This is a genomic window from Salinibacterium sp. NYA9b (genome assembly GCF_976973725.1).
On record NZ_OZ333476.1, the window covers coordinates 417,778 to 430,676 of the forward strand.

General features: G+C 62.3%; 16 protein-coding genes. 10 read left to right on the forward strand and 6 right to left on the reverse strand.

Annotation, left to right across the window (positions count from 1 at the left end):
- Positions 1-36: 36 nt before the first annotated feature.
- Together ACWFSR_RS02030 and ACWFSR_RS02035 are read right to left on the reverse strand one after the other, a co-directional pair.
- The gene (locus tag ACWFSR_RS02030; protein WP_447522938.1) at positions 37-1,740 is read right to left on the reverse strand and encodes an MDR family MFS transporter; all 1,704 of its coding nucleotides are present in this window, start codon (positions 1,738-1,740) and stop codon (positions 37-39) included.
- Positions 1,737-2,270, reverse strand: a complete 534-nt coding sequence (locus tag ACWFSR_RS02035) for a MarR family winged helix-turn-helix transcriptional regulator (RefSeq protein WP_447522939.1) — start codon at positions 2,268-2,270, stop codon at positions 1,737-1,739. Before ACWFSR_RS02035 ends, ACWFSR_RS02030 begins: the two co-directional genes overlap by 4 nt.
- Before the next feature lie 140 nt (positions 2,271-2,410).
- On the opposite strand from ACWFSR_RS02035, the gene ACWFSR_RS02040 reads away from it, so the two are divergent.
- From ACWFSR_RS02040 to ACWFSR_RS02070, 7 genes are all read left to right on the forward strand, one after another.
- Positions 2,411-3,082, forward strand: a complete 672-nt coding sequence (locus ACWFSR_RS02040) for a DNA alkylation repair protein (protein ID WP_447522940.1) — start codon at positions 2,411-2,413, stop codon at positions 3,080-3,082.
- Between the two features lie 9 nt (positions 3,083-3,091).
- A complete protein-coding gene (locus ACWFSR_RS02045; protein ID WP_447522941.1) occupies positions 3,092-3,577 on the forward strand; it encodes a DUF1801 domain-containing protein in 486 nt (161 codons plus the stop codon).
- Positions 3,578-3,665: 88 nt separating this feature from the next.
- Positions 3,666-4,070: a DUF6153 family protein gene (locus tag ACWFSR_RS02050; RefSeq protein WP_307784156.1), complete on the forward strand. Its 405-nt coding sequence runs from the start codon at positions 3,666-3,668 to the stop codon at positions 4,068-4,070.
- Between the two features lie 82 nt (positions 4,071-4,152).
- Positions 4,153-5,046 carry a F510_1955 family glycosylhydrolase gene (locus tag ACWFSR_RS02055; RefSeq protein ID WP_447522942.1) on the forward strand — a complete coding sequence of 298 codons (894 nt, stop codon included), beginning with the start codon at positions 4,153-4,155 and terminating at the stop codon, positions 5,044-5,046.
- A 159-nt stretch (positions 5,047-5,205) separates the two neighbouring features.
- Positions 5,206-6,498, forward strand: a complete 1,293-nt coding sequence (locus tag ACWFSR_RS02060; protein ID WP_447522943.1) for a sensor histidine kinase — start codon at positions 5,206-5,208, stop codon at positions 6,496-6,498.
- On the forward strand, positions 6,495-7,193 hold the full coding sequence (locus ACWFSR_RS02065) for a response regulator (protein WP_447522944.1): 699 nt from the start codon (positions 6,495-6,497) through the stop codon (positions 7,191-7,193). The genes ACWFSR_RS02060 and ACWFSR_RS02065 overlap by 4 nt, the downstream gene beginning before the upstream one ends.
- Positions 7,194-7,216: 23 nt before the next feature.
- On the forward strand, positions 7,217-7,702 hold the full coding sequence (locus tag ACWFSR_RS02070) for a GNAT family N-acetyltransferase (RefSeq protein ID WP_447522945.1): 486 nt from the start codon (positions 7,217-7,219) through the stop codon (positions 7,700-7,702).
- 60 nt (positions 7,703-7,762) lie between these two features.
- Here the strand turns inward: ACWFSR_RS02070 and ACWFSR_RS02075 are convergent, their stop codons facing one another.
- Both ACWFSR_RS02075 and ACWFSR_RS02080 read right to left on the reverse strand, forming a co-directional pair.
- Positions 7,763-8,122 carry a hypothetical protein gene (locus ACWFSR_RS02075; RefSeq protein ID WP_447522946.1) on the reverse strand — a complete coding sequence of 120 codons (360 nt, stop codon included), beginning with the start codon at positions 8,120-8,122 and terminating at the stop codon, positions 7,763-7,765.
- A 94-nt stretch (positions 8,123-8,216) separates the two neighbouring features.
- The gene (locus tag ACWFSR_RS02080; protein ID WP_447522947.1) at positions 8,217-8,687 is read right to left on the reverse strand and encodes an Lrp/AsnC family transcriptional regulator; all 471 of its coding nucleotides are present in this window, start codon (positions 8,685-8,687) and stop codon (positions 8,217-8,219) included.
- A 155-nt stretch (positions 8,688-8,842) separates the two neighbouring features.
- On the opposite strand from ACWFSR_RS02080, the gene ald reads away from it, so the two are divergent.
- Positions 8,843-9,931: an alanine dehydrogenase gene (ald, locus tag ACWFSR_RS02085; RefSeq protein ID WP_197108127.1), complete on the forward strand. Its 1,089-nt coding sequence runs from the start codon at positions 8,843-8,845 to the stop codon at positions 9,929-9,931.
- Here the strand turns inward: ald and ACWFSR_RS02090 are convergent.
- Positions 9,928-10,383, reverse strand: coding sequence for a hypothetical protein (locus tag ACWFSR_RS02090; RefSeq protein WP_447522948.1), 456 nt, complete (start codon positions 10,381-10,383; stop codon positions 9,928-9,930). The two genes, ald and ACWFSR_RS02090, sit on opposite strands and share 4 nt — an antisense overlap.
- 61 nt (positions 10,384-10,444) lie before the next feature.
- Positions 10,445-11,215: a gamma-glutamyl-gamma-aminobutyrate hydrolase family protein gene (locus tag ACWFSR_RS02095; protein WP_447522949.1), complete on the reverse strand. Its 771-nt coding sequence runs from the start codon at positions 11,213-11,215 to the stop codon at positions 10,445-10,447.
- 150 nt (positions 11,216-11,365) lie between these two features.
- Between ACWFSR_RS02095 and ACWFSR_RS02100 the strand changes: the two genes are divergently transcribed.
- Together ACWFSR_RS02100 and ACWFSR_RS02105 are read left to right on the forward strand one after the other, a co-directional pair.
- Entirely contained in the window at positions 11,366-11,668 is a 303-nt protein-coding gene (locus tag ACWFSR_RS02100; RefSeq protein ID WP_197110457.1) for a hypothetical protein, read from the forward strand.
- Positions 11,669-11,859: 191 nt separating this feature from the next.
- Positions 11,860-12,876: an epimerase gene (locus ACWFSR_RS02105; protein ID WP_447522950.1), complete on the forward strand. Its 1,017-nt coding sequence runs from the start codon at positions 11,860-11,862 to the stop codon at positions 12,874-12,876.
- Positions 12,877-12,899 lie beyond the last annotated feature (23 nt).

Here is a 12,899-nt window from a genome sequence, read left to right on the forward strand (position 1 = left end):
GTTCGTCGAGCCAGTCCCTAAGCGAGCCAGCGCGGGTTAGTCTGTGCTGGGGCGATCAGTTCGTTCAGTCGAACCTTCGGATGCCTCACCGGCTGCATCACCGGCTGTGTCGCTGTCCGTCGCTGCGTCGGCAGCGGGGGTCTCGGCGCCGGCCTCGGTGACCGTCACTCCGGCGGGCGGAGCCATGCCGATCGTGGTGCGCAGCACTGAGCCACGCGCTACGGCAATCGCGATCACTGAGGTGGCAGTGACCAGCGCGGCGATCATAAAGATGGAACCGAACGCATCCGCATAGGCATGGTGGAATGCCGTCTGGATGACGTCGGGCAGACCAGTGATGTCGAGGCTGGTTTCGCCGGAGCCGTTCGAGAGCGCGTTGGGGTCAACGCCGATCTCGGCCAGGTCGTCGACGATGTTGGTGCTCACGTGGCTGGTGAGCACCGCACCCAAGACGGTGACGCCAACGGCGCCGCCGAGCGAGCGGAAGAACGCGATTGCAGCCGAGGCAGATCCGACATCCTTCACGTCGACGGTGTTCTGAACCGCAAGCACGACGTTCTGCACGAGTGCGCCGATACCGACGCCCATCAGCACCATGTAGATCACGACAGTCCAGTAGGCGGTGTCGTGGGTGATCGTGCCGAGGCCCGTGAGGCCGGCGAGCAGCAAGACGCTGCCGACGAGCATGACGGGCTTCCAGCGACCGATGCGGCTGACGATGAGCCCACCGATGGTTGCCGAGAGCAGTTGCGAAATGATCATCGGGATCGTCATCAGGCCGGCCTGCGTGGGGGTAGCTCCTGTGCCGAGCTGGAAGTACTGAGTCAAGAAGATGCCCGAGCCGAACATCCCGACACCGATGCCGACGCTGGCGACGATCATCCAGATGGTGGTCGAGTTGCCGAGTAGGCGCAACGGAATCATCGGGGTGGGCGCGCGCAGTTCAACAACAACAGCGAAGAAGCCGACGATGAGGAACGCGGCGAGGAAGACGCCCGACTGCCAGGAGATCCAGTCGTAGTCGTTGCCGGCGAAGGTGACCCAGAGCATCGGGAGGGCTGCGGTAATGGAGACGAGCACGGCTCCGAGGTAGTCAAGCTGAGTCTTGGCGTGCGGGTTGGTGGGCAGGTGAAGCTTCATCTGCAGAACGATGAGAGCGATGATGGCCAACGGAAGGCTGACGAAGAAGCACCAGCGCCATCCGAGCGAGTCAGTGATGATGCCGCCTAAGAGTGGCCCGGAGACCGTGGCGACGGCCATGACGGCACCCATGTAGCCGGCGTAGCGTCCACGTTCGCGCGGCGCAATGATCGATCCCATGATCGACTGCACGAGCGCAGTGAGGCCACCCATCGCGATGCCTTGGAGTGCGCGAGCGATCATCAGCACGCCGATAGAGCCAGCGAAGCCGGCGGCGATCGAGCCGACGAGGAAGAAGACGATGGACAGCTGAGTCAGCATCTTCTTGTTGTACAGGTCAGACAGCTTTCCCCAGATCGGGGTCGTGATCGTCATGGCCAGCAGGCTTGAGGTGATGACCCAGGTGTATTGGCGCTGGGTTCCGTCGAGTTCGGCGATGATGGTCGGCAGCGCGGTCGACACGATCGTGGTGGAAATCATGGCGGTGAAGAGAGCGGCGAGAAGGCCGGTCATCACCTGCAGAATTTCGCGGTGGGTGTAGGTCACTGGCGCGCCGGGCTGGTCTGGCGATTGCGCCGCGGCGCGTGCGGGGGCTGTCATTCGTTGTTCTCGTCTTCGTCGTGAGTGGTGAGTGTGTCGGTCGGTGTAGCAGAGTCGGGCATGGCGCTGGCTTCAGCGTCGGCCGGAGTTTCGGAGGGTTCAAGCACGTCAGCCAAACGCTCGTTGAGCACGCTGAGCAGGCTGATGGCCCGCTCGGCTTCTTGGGGAGACCAGTCGTCGAGAGCAGTAGCAAAATTGCGGATGATGTGGCTGTTGCCTTCGGCCACCGCCGTGCGCCCCTGCTCGGTGATGGAGATGAGGATCGCGCGTGCATCGCTCGGGTCAGGGCGGCGTTCGACGAGCTCTTCTGCTTCGAGCGCCTCGACAGCGCGGGAAGCGACAGGGGCTGAGACAACGAGCTGCGTGGCGAGTTCACCGAGTCGAGCATCAGAGTCGATCAGGCACCGCAAGAATCCGTACTTCGTGCCGGCGAGACTGCGTTCGCGACTGCGTTGGCCGGCCTTGCGGAAGGTGCGGCTGATCGTGACCATGCCGGTAAGTAGCCGTGCGGCATCCGTCTCGTCAATCATGTCTCATCTCCTTAAGCACTTAGCGAGACTAATCATATTGCTTACCTTAAGCAACTAAATCATTGGTGGAGTTTTCTGGCCTCGATCTGACCGTGCTCGGTGCTCGCGCACGGGAGGCGCGGGGGGAGTAGCGTCGGGGCATGAATACCACTGCAACCGCTGAGGTGATGGCTGAATTGGCGGCGCTCGAGGATCCCAAGGTTCGCGCCGTTAACGAACGGCATGGCGATGACCACGGGGTGAATCTGAGCAAGCTGCGGACGATTGCGAAGCGTCTCAAAACGCAGCATCCGCTCGCCGTTGAATTGTGGGAAACGGATGACACCCCCGCGCAACTCTTGGCATTGCTCATCTGTCGGCCCACAGAGTTCACTGCCGCCGAGTTGGATGCCATGGTGCGCCAGGCGAGGGCATCGAAGGTGCGCGACTGGTTGATCAACTATGTCGTCAAGAAGAGCCCCCACTTCGAAGAGTTGCGGGTGGCGTGGACGGATGACCCGGATGCCGGACTGCGCAGCGCTGGCTGGGCGCTCACTGCCGAGCGAGTGCGCAAGAAGGCTGACGGGCTCGATCTCCCCAGCCTGCTCGACGTTGTTGATGCCGAGATGAAGGATGCGCCGGATCGACTGCAGTGGGAGATGAACAACACCCTCGCCTACATCGGAATTGAGCATGCCGACCTGCGCGAGCGAGCGCTCGAGATTGGCGAACGGCTCGAGGTGCTGAAGGACTACCCCACCCCGCGGGGCTGCACCTCTCCCTTTGCTCCGCTGTGGATTGCGGAGATGGTGCGCCGTCAGGAGAAGCGGTAGCGTCGAAACATGAGTGAGTCGGCGAAGACGAACACGAGTACGGCTGCGAGTGCCGGTGCTGGGGCGGCCTCCAGCAGCACGGCCATGCCGGCGGAGGTGGCGGCAACTTTCAGCGACTATCCGGAACCGATGCGCGCCGAACTGCTCACGCTTCGTGAGCTGATCCTGGCCACGGCATCCGAGGCTGACGGTGTTGGTGCGATCACCGAAACCCTGAAGTGGGGCGAGCCGGCGTACCTCACGAAGGAGACGCGCAGCGGCAGCACGATTCGCATCGCACCAACGAACGCGAAATCCGCACACGACTATGCGATGTTCTTTATCTGCAGCACGAACTTAGTCAGCGACTTCCGGGCCCAGTTCGGCGATACCTTCGCGTATGAGGGCGACCGCGCGGTGCTCTTCAATGTTGGCGACAGCATCCCTGCCGATGAGTTGCGTGAGTGCGTGCGGCAGGCGCTGACCTATCATCTGGGTTCAGAAGCTCGGCGCTGAGAAGCGCAGCCCGTCTTCGTTATCGGCTATCGCCCAGCTAGCGAGAGTGCGCCGTCGATTACGATCAGTGGGACGTAAGGCAGGGAGGGTGACCGTGACGCAGCAGGCGACGAACGTTGTTCAATCGCTTCGTGCTGCCCTTCTGGTGATCGCGGCGCTGCTGGCGATAGTGGCGCTTGTCGCCATGCACTCGGTCGCAGCGGATGCGGCTCCGGCCATGACCGGCCACACTATCGCCCAATCCGCCGCAGCATCGCACGACTCGGAACCCTCGAGCGTCGAGCATTGCCCCTGCCCCAGCGACTCCGATTCGTCGATGTCAATGGCGGAGTGCACGCCGGTCGCTGCGTTGACCGGTGTCGTTGCGCTTGCATCGTTCCGGGCGCAGTGGGCGGTTGCTGCTCCGTTGCTGTCCCCGAACGCTCACAACGCTGGCCCCGTCACGGGCGCCATCACACCTTCGCTTCACGCGCTTTCTATCAACCGCACCTAATCGGCGGGATGTCGGCTTAGCCGAGATCTTTTCGGCACCTCTCGGGGCGCCGCCGCTATGAGTAGGAATGAGAAGGAACACAGTGAAGAACAGAATCAAGAAGAATGCCATCCCCCTCGCAGCCAGCGCATCCATTGTCGCGATTGCCTTGGCCGGGTGCGCTTCTCCAGCGCCGATCGCCGGTGCCGACACTACGCCGTCAGCGCTAAACGTTTTCGAGCACGTGCATGGCTTAGGAATCGACTCGAACGACAACGTACTTGTCGCGAGCCATTCGGGTATTTACCGCGTGGATGCTGCCGGCGAGTTGCGCGGCCCTCTCGGCGGAGAGCCGTTTGATGCGATGGGCTTCGCGGCGGCGGGCGATCAGTATTTCGTTTCCGGGCATCCGAGTTCTAGCTCCAGCACCTTTGAGGGGCCGAACCTGGGGCTGCTCTCGAGTACGGATGCGGGGGAGTCATGGGCGAGCGTCTCGCTAGCCGGGGCGACAGATTTCCACTCGCTCACTGTCAACCAGAATGACCCCAGCCAGCTGTACGGATTGTCATCCGACGGTGCGCCGCTGTCGGCGAGCACAGATGGCGGGGTGACCTGGAGCGCCGGTGCGAGCATTGAAGCCTATTCACTCGTCGCTGACCCGAGCAGCGCTGAGAGACTATATGCCACTACGCCCGACGGTCTGGCGGTGAGCGAGAATTCCGGGCAGTCGTTCGTTCTGACTGCGGATGCACCGCTGCTGTATTTGCTTGCGGCCGCAGCAAATGCACCCGGAATGCTCGTGGGAGTGGATGTTGAGGGCACCGTCTGGGTGCGTTCGTCTGAGGACGAGGGATGGTCTGCCCGAGGCTCGGTGCAGGGGACCGCGTTCGCGCTCACCGTCGGGGCCGAGGGCGACCGCATCGCTCTGATCGATGAGCGCGGACTCGTCGAGTCATTCGATGGCGGAGACACCTGGACGGTGCTCGTGGCCGGGTAGCCCGAAGGCGCGGCTGTGGATGCCGGTCGTTCTCGACGCTCAGCACTCCACAGCTTCGTGCGTTCCCATCTCCGCCCTAGAGGCGGCCTTCCTCCTCCATTGGGATGAACTCCGCCAATTCGTGGGGTTCGCTCCGAGCCGCGCACCTAGCATTGCCGCATGCTCATCATTCTTCGCAAATATCGTTGGCTGCTTGAACCAGTCATCGCCGTCGTGTTTTTCGTGCTCTGGATGATCGCCGAGAGCGGCCGCATCGGCAATGCGCCGTTGCCGCTGTTTCCTTTAGTTGTCGCGGTGCTCGCGGTGTCGATCGGGGTCGCGCGACGGCTGCCTTGGCTGGCAACTACGATTCCCGGGGCTGTCATCCTCCTGCAGCTCGTGGAGCCGGCCGCTCGATTTAATGACAACTCGTGGCCCGTATACCTGTCCATTCTGATCACGTGCTTAATCGTCAGCACTTGCGCAGCAGGTAATATCCGCTGGTTGGTTCTTCCCGTGAGCATTTCCTACGCGATCATGGTTGCAGTGTTGTTGTCCGTGCCGGCGCTCTCCGACGGTTACGGGTGGGGTGCGTGGGTGGGGACGCCCTCAATCCCCGCCGATAAGACAGCCATCGTGTTGGCTGCCTACTTCAGCGCTTTCACTGTGGTCACCTGGTCGCTTGGATTCGCTTTGGGGTCTTCCCGTCTTCGGCGAGCAATTGCCCTCAAATTTGAATCCACCGTCGAGGAACTCCACTCTGCTGAAATCGACCTCATCGTGTCGCGTGAGCGCGACCGTATCGCCCAAGATGTGCACGACATCATGGCTCACTCGCTCGCGGTGATCATCGCGCAAGCTGACGGTGCTCGGTTTATCGGCGCCAAGCGGCCCGATGCGATGGGAGAGTCATTGGAGCGGATCGCGGGTTCAGCGCGCTCGTCGCTCTCGGAGGTGCGCATTCTTATCGAGTCGCTGGTGTCTGAGCCAGAGGGCCATTCGAACCCGACGATCGAGAGCCTCGACGAGCTGGTTGAGCGGATGCGCGGGGCCGGGCTTGCTGCCACGATCGAGAGTTTTGGGTACCCGCGACCGCTGACGCCTGGCCAACAGCTCGCCGTGTACAGAATCGTTCAAGAAGCTCTGACCAATGCTCTGAAGCATGCCGGGCGGGAACCAGCGGCACGCATCACCCTGGACTGGCGCGGGCCGGGTTTGGCGTTGAGCGTTTCTTCGACAGGTGCTCCGGCGGTCGCCGATGCCGTCGCGGAGGCTGCTCCGCGCACGACTCGGGGTCTGTACGGAATGCGCGAGCGTGCACGGTTAGCGGGCGGGTGGCTCACGACGGGTGCCGCTGATGAGAGCGATGTCTATCTCGTTACCGCGTTCATTCCCTCAACCAGCGAGGAGAACCCGGGTGACGGGGAACGCTACGAGAAGCCGCTGGTCGCAGACGAGGTGGCCGCTCAATGAGCCCCATTCGTGTTGCGATAGCTGACGATCACCAGTTGTTCTGCTCGGGCATCCAGATGCTGATTGAGTCACAGGACGACCTCACGTTCGTGGGTGCCGCCTACGACGGCGAAGCGGCCGTTGCGTTGGCTCACGAGGTGAACCCGGACGTTCTGTTGATGGACATTCGGATGCCGCTCCTCGACGGCATCGAGGCGACGTCGCGCATCATGAGCGCGCTCGCCGAGACCGCGGCAGAACGCGAAGGGAGTGAAGGGTCAGCACCCCGACTGGGCCCGAAGATCATCATGCTGACGACTTTCCAGCGTGATCAGGCGGTGGTTCGCGCGATTCAGGCAGGTGCCGAGGGATTCTTGGTGAAGGAGGCGACTCCCGAGTTCGTTCTGGCCGCCATTCGGGCTGTGCGCGCCGGGCAGTCGGTGATCGCTGCGAGTGACACGGTAGACCTCATCCGAGCGCAAACATCATCCGTGCAGCGCGAGCGCGTCGCCGAAGCAATCGATGTTCTCTCGGTGCGCGAAAAGGAAGTTTTCTTGTTGGCAGCGCGAGGGCTGAGCAACGCAGAGATCGCGCAAACCGCGTACATCGGCGAGACGACAGTGAAGAGCCATATCCGCAGCATTCTTGCGAAGCTGTCACTCACCTCTCGGGTGCAGATTGTCGCGCACGCGTACGAGAATGGACTACTGCGTTAGAACGTTCAGCGAGAAGGACCCCAATGACTGACCCCAGCAACACGTCACCATCGGCCGCGCCGTGGTTGCCCGCGGTCTGGCCGCATCCGACCCACGTCTCCCTGCCGACCGGCCACCACCTCCGCCCGATCCGTGCCTCCGATACCGAGCTCGATATGGATGCCGTGATGGGGTCGCGGGAACGGCTGTGGTCGATCTATGGCGAAGCTTGGGGCTGGCCGCCGGCGACGATGACCGCCGAGCAGGATCGCGTGGATCTGCAGCGGCATGCCGACGAGATGCAGACCCACGAGTCGTTCAACTTCGCGCTCTTTGACGAGAACGAGACGGAACTCATCGGCTGTGTTTATATCGACCCCAGCGACGACGAGACAGCGGATGCCGACGTTTCCTGGTGGGTGCGGGACGAGTACGTCGGCACCGAGCTCGAAGCCGCACTCGATACGTTCGTGCCAGCATGGATCGAACGCGATTGGCCGCTCACGAGCCCACGCTTCGACCAGTTTTAGGAGAAAGCCGCAGATGCAGATCGTGGTGCGCCCGCAGTCTTTCGCCCATGTCTTTCCGCGCTAAAAGATTGCCGCGACGACGGCAAACACCACGGTCGATACGAGTACATCGGTGAGCATCACGGCTGCGATGCCGATGCCAATCCCGGCGGCGAGCTGTGGTTTGCTGCGCTGCACGGCGCCGGCGATTCCGAAACCGAGGCCGGTGAGGCTGACGATGACGAGAACGACGTTGCTGGCTAGTCCCCATGCATTCATTAGTTCGTAGCCGGCGGTGAAAGTGAGATTCGTTTGCGCCACGAAGAACACAGTGCCGAGGATGACGGCGACAATGCCGCTGATCAGCGAGGTGCGACCGGCGGTGTTGTTCGCGGACCGAACCGCACTTGTGTGATTGTTCGCGTCAGGAATCGTGGTCACGGTGCTGCTCCAAAAGGGTGGGGAGGGATGCGTTTTCCGCCTTCGCTCAGACTGCCAGCACGAGGCATCAATTTCAAGAAGTCGCCGGTTAGGGTTACGAGAAATCCGTTGCAACCGCATTGCGGTGGTACTCGAAGATCATGCTCGTATTGGTCGAGGCAACGCTGTGGCGGGCCGACAGATGGTCGACTACGAATAGGCGCACCTTGGACGAGTTTTCGACCGCGATGTGCACGAGAAAGTCATCCCCACCGCCCACGAAGAAGAGTTGAATCACTTCGGGCAGCCGACGGATTTCTTCGGTGAATGCCTGGATGCTCTCTTGGCGCGCGCCCGGGCGCAGGGAGACTCCGATGATGGCTTGAAGGCCTCGGCCGAGCTTCTCGTGGTTGAGCGCAGCGTGGAATCCCGTGATGAGGCCGCGGTCGAAGAGCGACTTGATGCGACTGTGGGCAGTGGATGCTGCGATACCCACGGTGCTGGCGACAGCCGCGTTGCTGATCCGGGCATCCCGCGAGAGAAGCGCGAGGATCTTCGTGTCGATCGGATCGAGCTCGTCGGCCATGCGAAGATCCTTCGGTTGAAATGTCGCTGAGGTGCCATTTTCGCACGAATTCACATCACTTTTGAAAATACGCCGATCAAAATTCTGACTTTTCCACAAAAGGCAGAATTTCTGACAGGGTTGAGCAACTCCACCCCGCTGCGAAAGGTAAGTCGATGCGCATTTCCGTGCCTGCTGAAATCAAGAACAACGAGAATCGTGTCGCCATCACGCCTGCGGGCGTTGATACCTTGGCGGCTGGCGGGCACACCGTCATCATTCAAGCTGGCGCTGGCCTCGGTAGTGGCTTCACCGATGAACTGTACGCGGCAGCAGGCGCACAGATTGTTGTTGACGCAGCCGAGGTGTGGGCATCCGCCGACCTCGTTGTGAAGGTCAAAGAGCCGATCGCTTCGGAGTACGGCTACTTTCGCACAGACCTCGTTCTCTTCACCTACTTGCACCTCGCGGCGGACCGCGCGCTGACCGAGGCCCTCGTCGCTTCGGGAACCACCGCGATCGCTTACGAGACTGTTCAGGGCGACGACCGTTCGCTTCCGCTTCTTGCCCCGATGAGCGAGGTCGCTGGTCGACTCTCGATCGTTGCTGGTGCCCACGCTCTGCTCAAGGCTGAGGGTGGCAGTGGTCAACTGCTCGGCGGAGTTGCCGGAACCCCTAAGGCCAAGGTTGTTGTTATCGGTGGCGGTGTTGCTGGTGAGCACGCCGCAGCTAACGCGCTCGGTTTGGGCGCAGCAGTCACGATCATCGACATTTCGCTGCCTCGCCTTCGGGTTCTCGAAGAGCGCTTCAATGGCCAGATTCAGACCCGTGTTTCGACGCGCTACGAAATTGCCGAACAGCTTCTCGAAGCCGACCTCGTAATCGGTTCGGTGCTGATCCCCGGCGCTGCAGCTCCCAAGCTCGTCACTGACGAAATGGTGGCGTCGATGAAGCCCGGTTCGGTGCTCGTCGACATTGCGATCGACCAGGGCGGATGCTTCGAAGGCTCCCACGCCACGACCTACGACGACCCCACCTTCACGGTTCACAACTCGCTCTACTACTGCGTTGCCAACATGCCCGGCGCTGTTCCGCGCACCTCGACCCGCGCGCTCAGCAATGCCACGCTGCCGTTCGTTGTCGCCATCGCGAACCTGGGCTGGGATGCCGCCGCTGCCGCATCCCCGGCGCTTGCTCGCGGCTTGAACGTAGCTGGTGGCGAAATCGTCAACGCTGGCGTTCGCGCCGCAATGGCGGTTCGCTAGTCTCGGATCGCTAGCTGCGGACTCACGCGCACCCATCCGGCTTCGAGAGGTATGTTGAAGCCGGTTGGGAATAGGTGAGCTCCGCCGCTGCGGCCTCCGCCGCCGTACGACACCATTGCGCCGTTCTCAGCGAAGCGTGAGGGCGGCACGCACCCTGCTGAGAGGAACCAGTCATCGCCATCTCCGCCCCCGGTGGGAGGGGTTGCGATGACGACGCACACAAAATCCTTGGTGTTGCGTGCGGAATAAATGAGATCTTGGTCGACTTCTTCGGTGTCTTCGCTGACAAGCGTGAGGTCGGAATATTCGTTCGTGAAGTCCTCGCGCACCCACTCCGGGAATTCGGCCGGCGACCCACTGGCGGGCGCAAGCTCAGGGTTGGCGGAGGCGGTGCACCCCGCGAGAACGAGTACGGCACTAGCGGCAAGGAGGATGAGGGCTAGTTTCCGCATGCTCTCAGCGTTGCACTGCGGGCATCCATTCGCAAGGATGCTTCAGCTTTGGTGACCGGCTCTAAGCGGCTACTTCGCTTTGGCGTGCGTGAAATTCATGCGCCTGCGCGGTGAGCCAGCCGAAGAGGAGTTCGCGGTCGTGTTCGCTCGACTTGACGTCTTCGGGATGCCATTGCACAGCAATCAAAGGAGAGGTGGGGTCGGTGCTTTCCACCGCTTCGACCACGCCGTCGGCGGCGCGACCGGTGGCGGTGAGTCCGGCGCCGACGACATCCACTGCTTGGTGATGACCGGAGCGGATTGTCATCGTGCCGTCGCCATACAGTTCAGAGAGTTGCGAAGCGGGATCGAGTGTCACGTCGTGATCGACCATCGCGTCGACTCCGCCGCCGCTATGAACAACGGCGCTCGGTTCGAGGTGTTGGATGAGCGTTCCGCCGCGCGCAACGTTCACGATGTGCATCCCGCGGCAGATCGCGAGGATGGGCAGGCGACGTTCGGTGGCTTGATTCACGAGCTCGATATCGACGCGGTCGGTCGTGCGGTCGATGTTGTAGAGCTTCGGATGCCGCTCCGTCGCCCCATACTCGTCCGGGTCAACATCGCCACCGCCGAGCAGCACGACGCCGTCCGCCTGGCTGAGCGCGGCATCCACGTCAGCTTCAGTAAAACCGTCAACGCTGATGACGCGAGCACCGGTGGCTTCGATCGCCGATTTCATGGATGCTTCGAGCCCATGAATCAGCGCCGTCAGCTCAGGCTTTTCGTGAGCGCCACCCGCCGACGCCTTCGACAAAACGATGGTGGGAACGTGCTCAGGGGTGGTGGTCATGGGCGGAATCCTCTTGCCTGCATCCGGTCGCTCAGACCGCTGGGTTCAGCCTAAATGACGCGGGAAATCTGCGCGAAACGACGTCCGGGTGATGCTTGAAATGATATAGGCTCAGTTATTGAGTTTCGGTGACGAAGCAAGGAGTGCAGCATGTCGGAGCAGGATCGCGCGGCCAAACACCTTGAGGTTCGCATCGAGAAGCGCCACGATCATCCGCTGCGTCATGCTGCCCGGTTCGCGGCCGAGCTCGTCGGAAGTCTGCTGATGGGGGATACCAGTCCGAGAGGGCCTGGCGCCGACCTCGTTGTGGCGCGCCGTACGACTGGCGCGGAGGTCATCCGCACGTCAGTCGATTCCGTCGAGGAGGCGGATCAACTTCTTCGCGTGGTGCGCCGAGACTTGGAGCAGAAGACGGTCGAAGAGTTTGCCGATGAATGGCATGCCGCTCCTTAGGTTGTCGAGTGAATAAGCGGATGCCTCAGCCTGTGAGCGCTGGATACCGCGACGCGCTCGCCCTGCCCGGGGTGCCGCTCACCTTCGGCAGCTTGCGCGCGGGAACGTCGCGGCGACGACAGGCACGATGTCGGAGCGCCGCGCCTCCTCGATAGACTTGCCTGAGAAAACTTCAGTCTGATGGGGGCGTCATGGCAGCAGAACCGGTAGCGGCACAATCAGCGACAGAACCACCGGCAGTACAGCCCATCGCAGTGATCGCCGGTGCCAGCGGCTTCGTCGGGCCAGCGATCGCCGATGCTTTCCGCGACGACGGGTACGACGTGCGGTTTATCGGCCGCAACGCTGCCGTCACGTGGGGCGACCCCGCCGCTATCGCCCGGCTCATCGATGGCTCGGCGATTGTCGTAAACCTCGCCGGAGAATCCGTGAACTGCCGCTACACCGTCAAGAACCGCAACGAGATTCTGCGCTCGCGAGTAGAAACAACTCGGGCACTGCGCGAGGCGATCGCTGCGGCATCCTCCCCGCCCGCCATCTGGATGAACGCGTCAACCGCGACGATCTACCGCCACTCGACCGACCGCCCGAACAGCGACGACAATGGCGAACTCGGCAAGGGCTTCTCGGTGGATGTTGCCCGCAATTGGGAGAACGAATTCTTCGAGGGCGAGCTGCCGCACACGCGCCGCGTTGCCCTCCGCATGGCGATCGTGCTCGGCGATGGCCCCGCCACCAACCTGCTGCTGCGACTCGCGCGGATCGGACTCGGCGGCCCGCAAATCGATGGCTGGTGGTTCGGCCACAACCGGTACCGCAGCATCGGCCCGGCCCCCACAGGCAGTGGTCGCGCCGAAGGCCACAAGACGGGCGGTCGGCAGAAGTTCAGCTGGATTCACCTCGACGATGTCGTCAACGCGATCCGCTTTCTGCGTGACACCGAAACAATTTCCGGGCCGGTCAACCTCGCGAGCCCTAACCCCTCCGACAACCGCACGCTCATGGGCATCCTGCGCACAGCGGTCGGCGCACCGTTCGGTTTGCCCGCCTGGCGATGGATGCTCGAGCCGGCCATGTGGGTTCTCAGAACCGAACCCGAACTCATCCTGAAGAGCCGCTGGGTTGTGCCCGGCACGCTCACTGAGGCGGGCTTCACGTTCGAGCATCCCGACCTCGCGGGTGCCATTGATGTGGTTTCGGCTCGATAAAAGGTTCTGCAATCGACCTGGCT

Coding starts and splice junctions, on each gene's coding strand:
- ACWFSR_RS02040 (WP_447522940.1), top strand. CDS start 2,411: ATGAATACCACTGCAACCGCTGAGGTGATGGCTGAATTGGCGGCGCTC.
- ACWFSR_RS02105 (WP_447522950.1), top strand. CDS start 11,860: ATGGCAGCAGAACCGGTAGCGGCACAATCAGCGACAGAACCACCGGCA.
- ACWFSR_RS02035 (WP_447522939.1), bottom strand. CDS start 2,270: ATGATTGACGAGACGGATGCCGCACGGCTACTTACCGGCATGGTCACG.
- ald (WP_197108127.1), top strand. CDS start 8,843: ATGCGCATTTCCGTGCCTGCTGAAATCAAGAACAACGAGAATCGTGTC.
- ACWFSR_RS02080 (WP_447522947.1), bottom strand. CDS start 8,687: ATGGCCGACGAGCTCGATCCGATCGACACGAAGATCCTCGCGCTTCTC.
- ACWFSR_RS02045 (WP_447522941.1), top strand. CDS start 3,092: ATGAGTGAGTCGGCGAAGACGAACACGAGTACGGCTGCGAGTGCCGGT.
- ACWFSR_RS02030 (WP_447522938.1), bottom strand. CDS start 1,740: ATGACAGCCCCCGCACGCGCCGCGGCGCAATCGCCAGACCAGCCCGGC.
- ACWFSR_RS02070 (WP_447522945.1), top strand. CDS start 7,217: ATGACTGACCCCAGCAACACGTCACCATCGGCCGCGCCGTGGTTGCCC.
- ACWFSR_RS02095 (WP_447522949.1), bottom strand. CDS start 11,215: ATGACCACCACCCCTGAGCACGTTCCCACCATCGTTTTGTCGAAGGCG.
- ACWFSR_RS02060 (WP_447522943.1), top strand. CDS start 5,206: ATGCTCATCATTCTTCGCAAATATCGTTGGCTGCTTGAACCAGTCATC.
- ACWFSR_RS02100 (WP_197110457.1), top strand. CDS start 11,366: ATGTCGGAGCAGGATCGCGCGGCCAAACACCTTGAGGTTCGCATCGAG.
- ACWFSR_RS02090 (WP_447522948.1), bottom strand. CDS start 10,383: ATGCGGAAACTAGCCCTCATCCTCCTTGCCGCTAGTGCCGTACTCGTT.
- ACWFSR_RS02065 (WP_447522944.1), top strand. CDS start 6,495: ATGAGCCCCATTCGTGTTGCGATAGCTGACGATCACCAGTTGTTCTGC.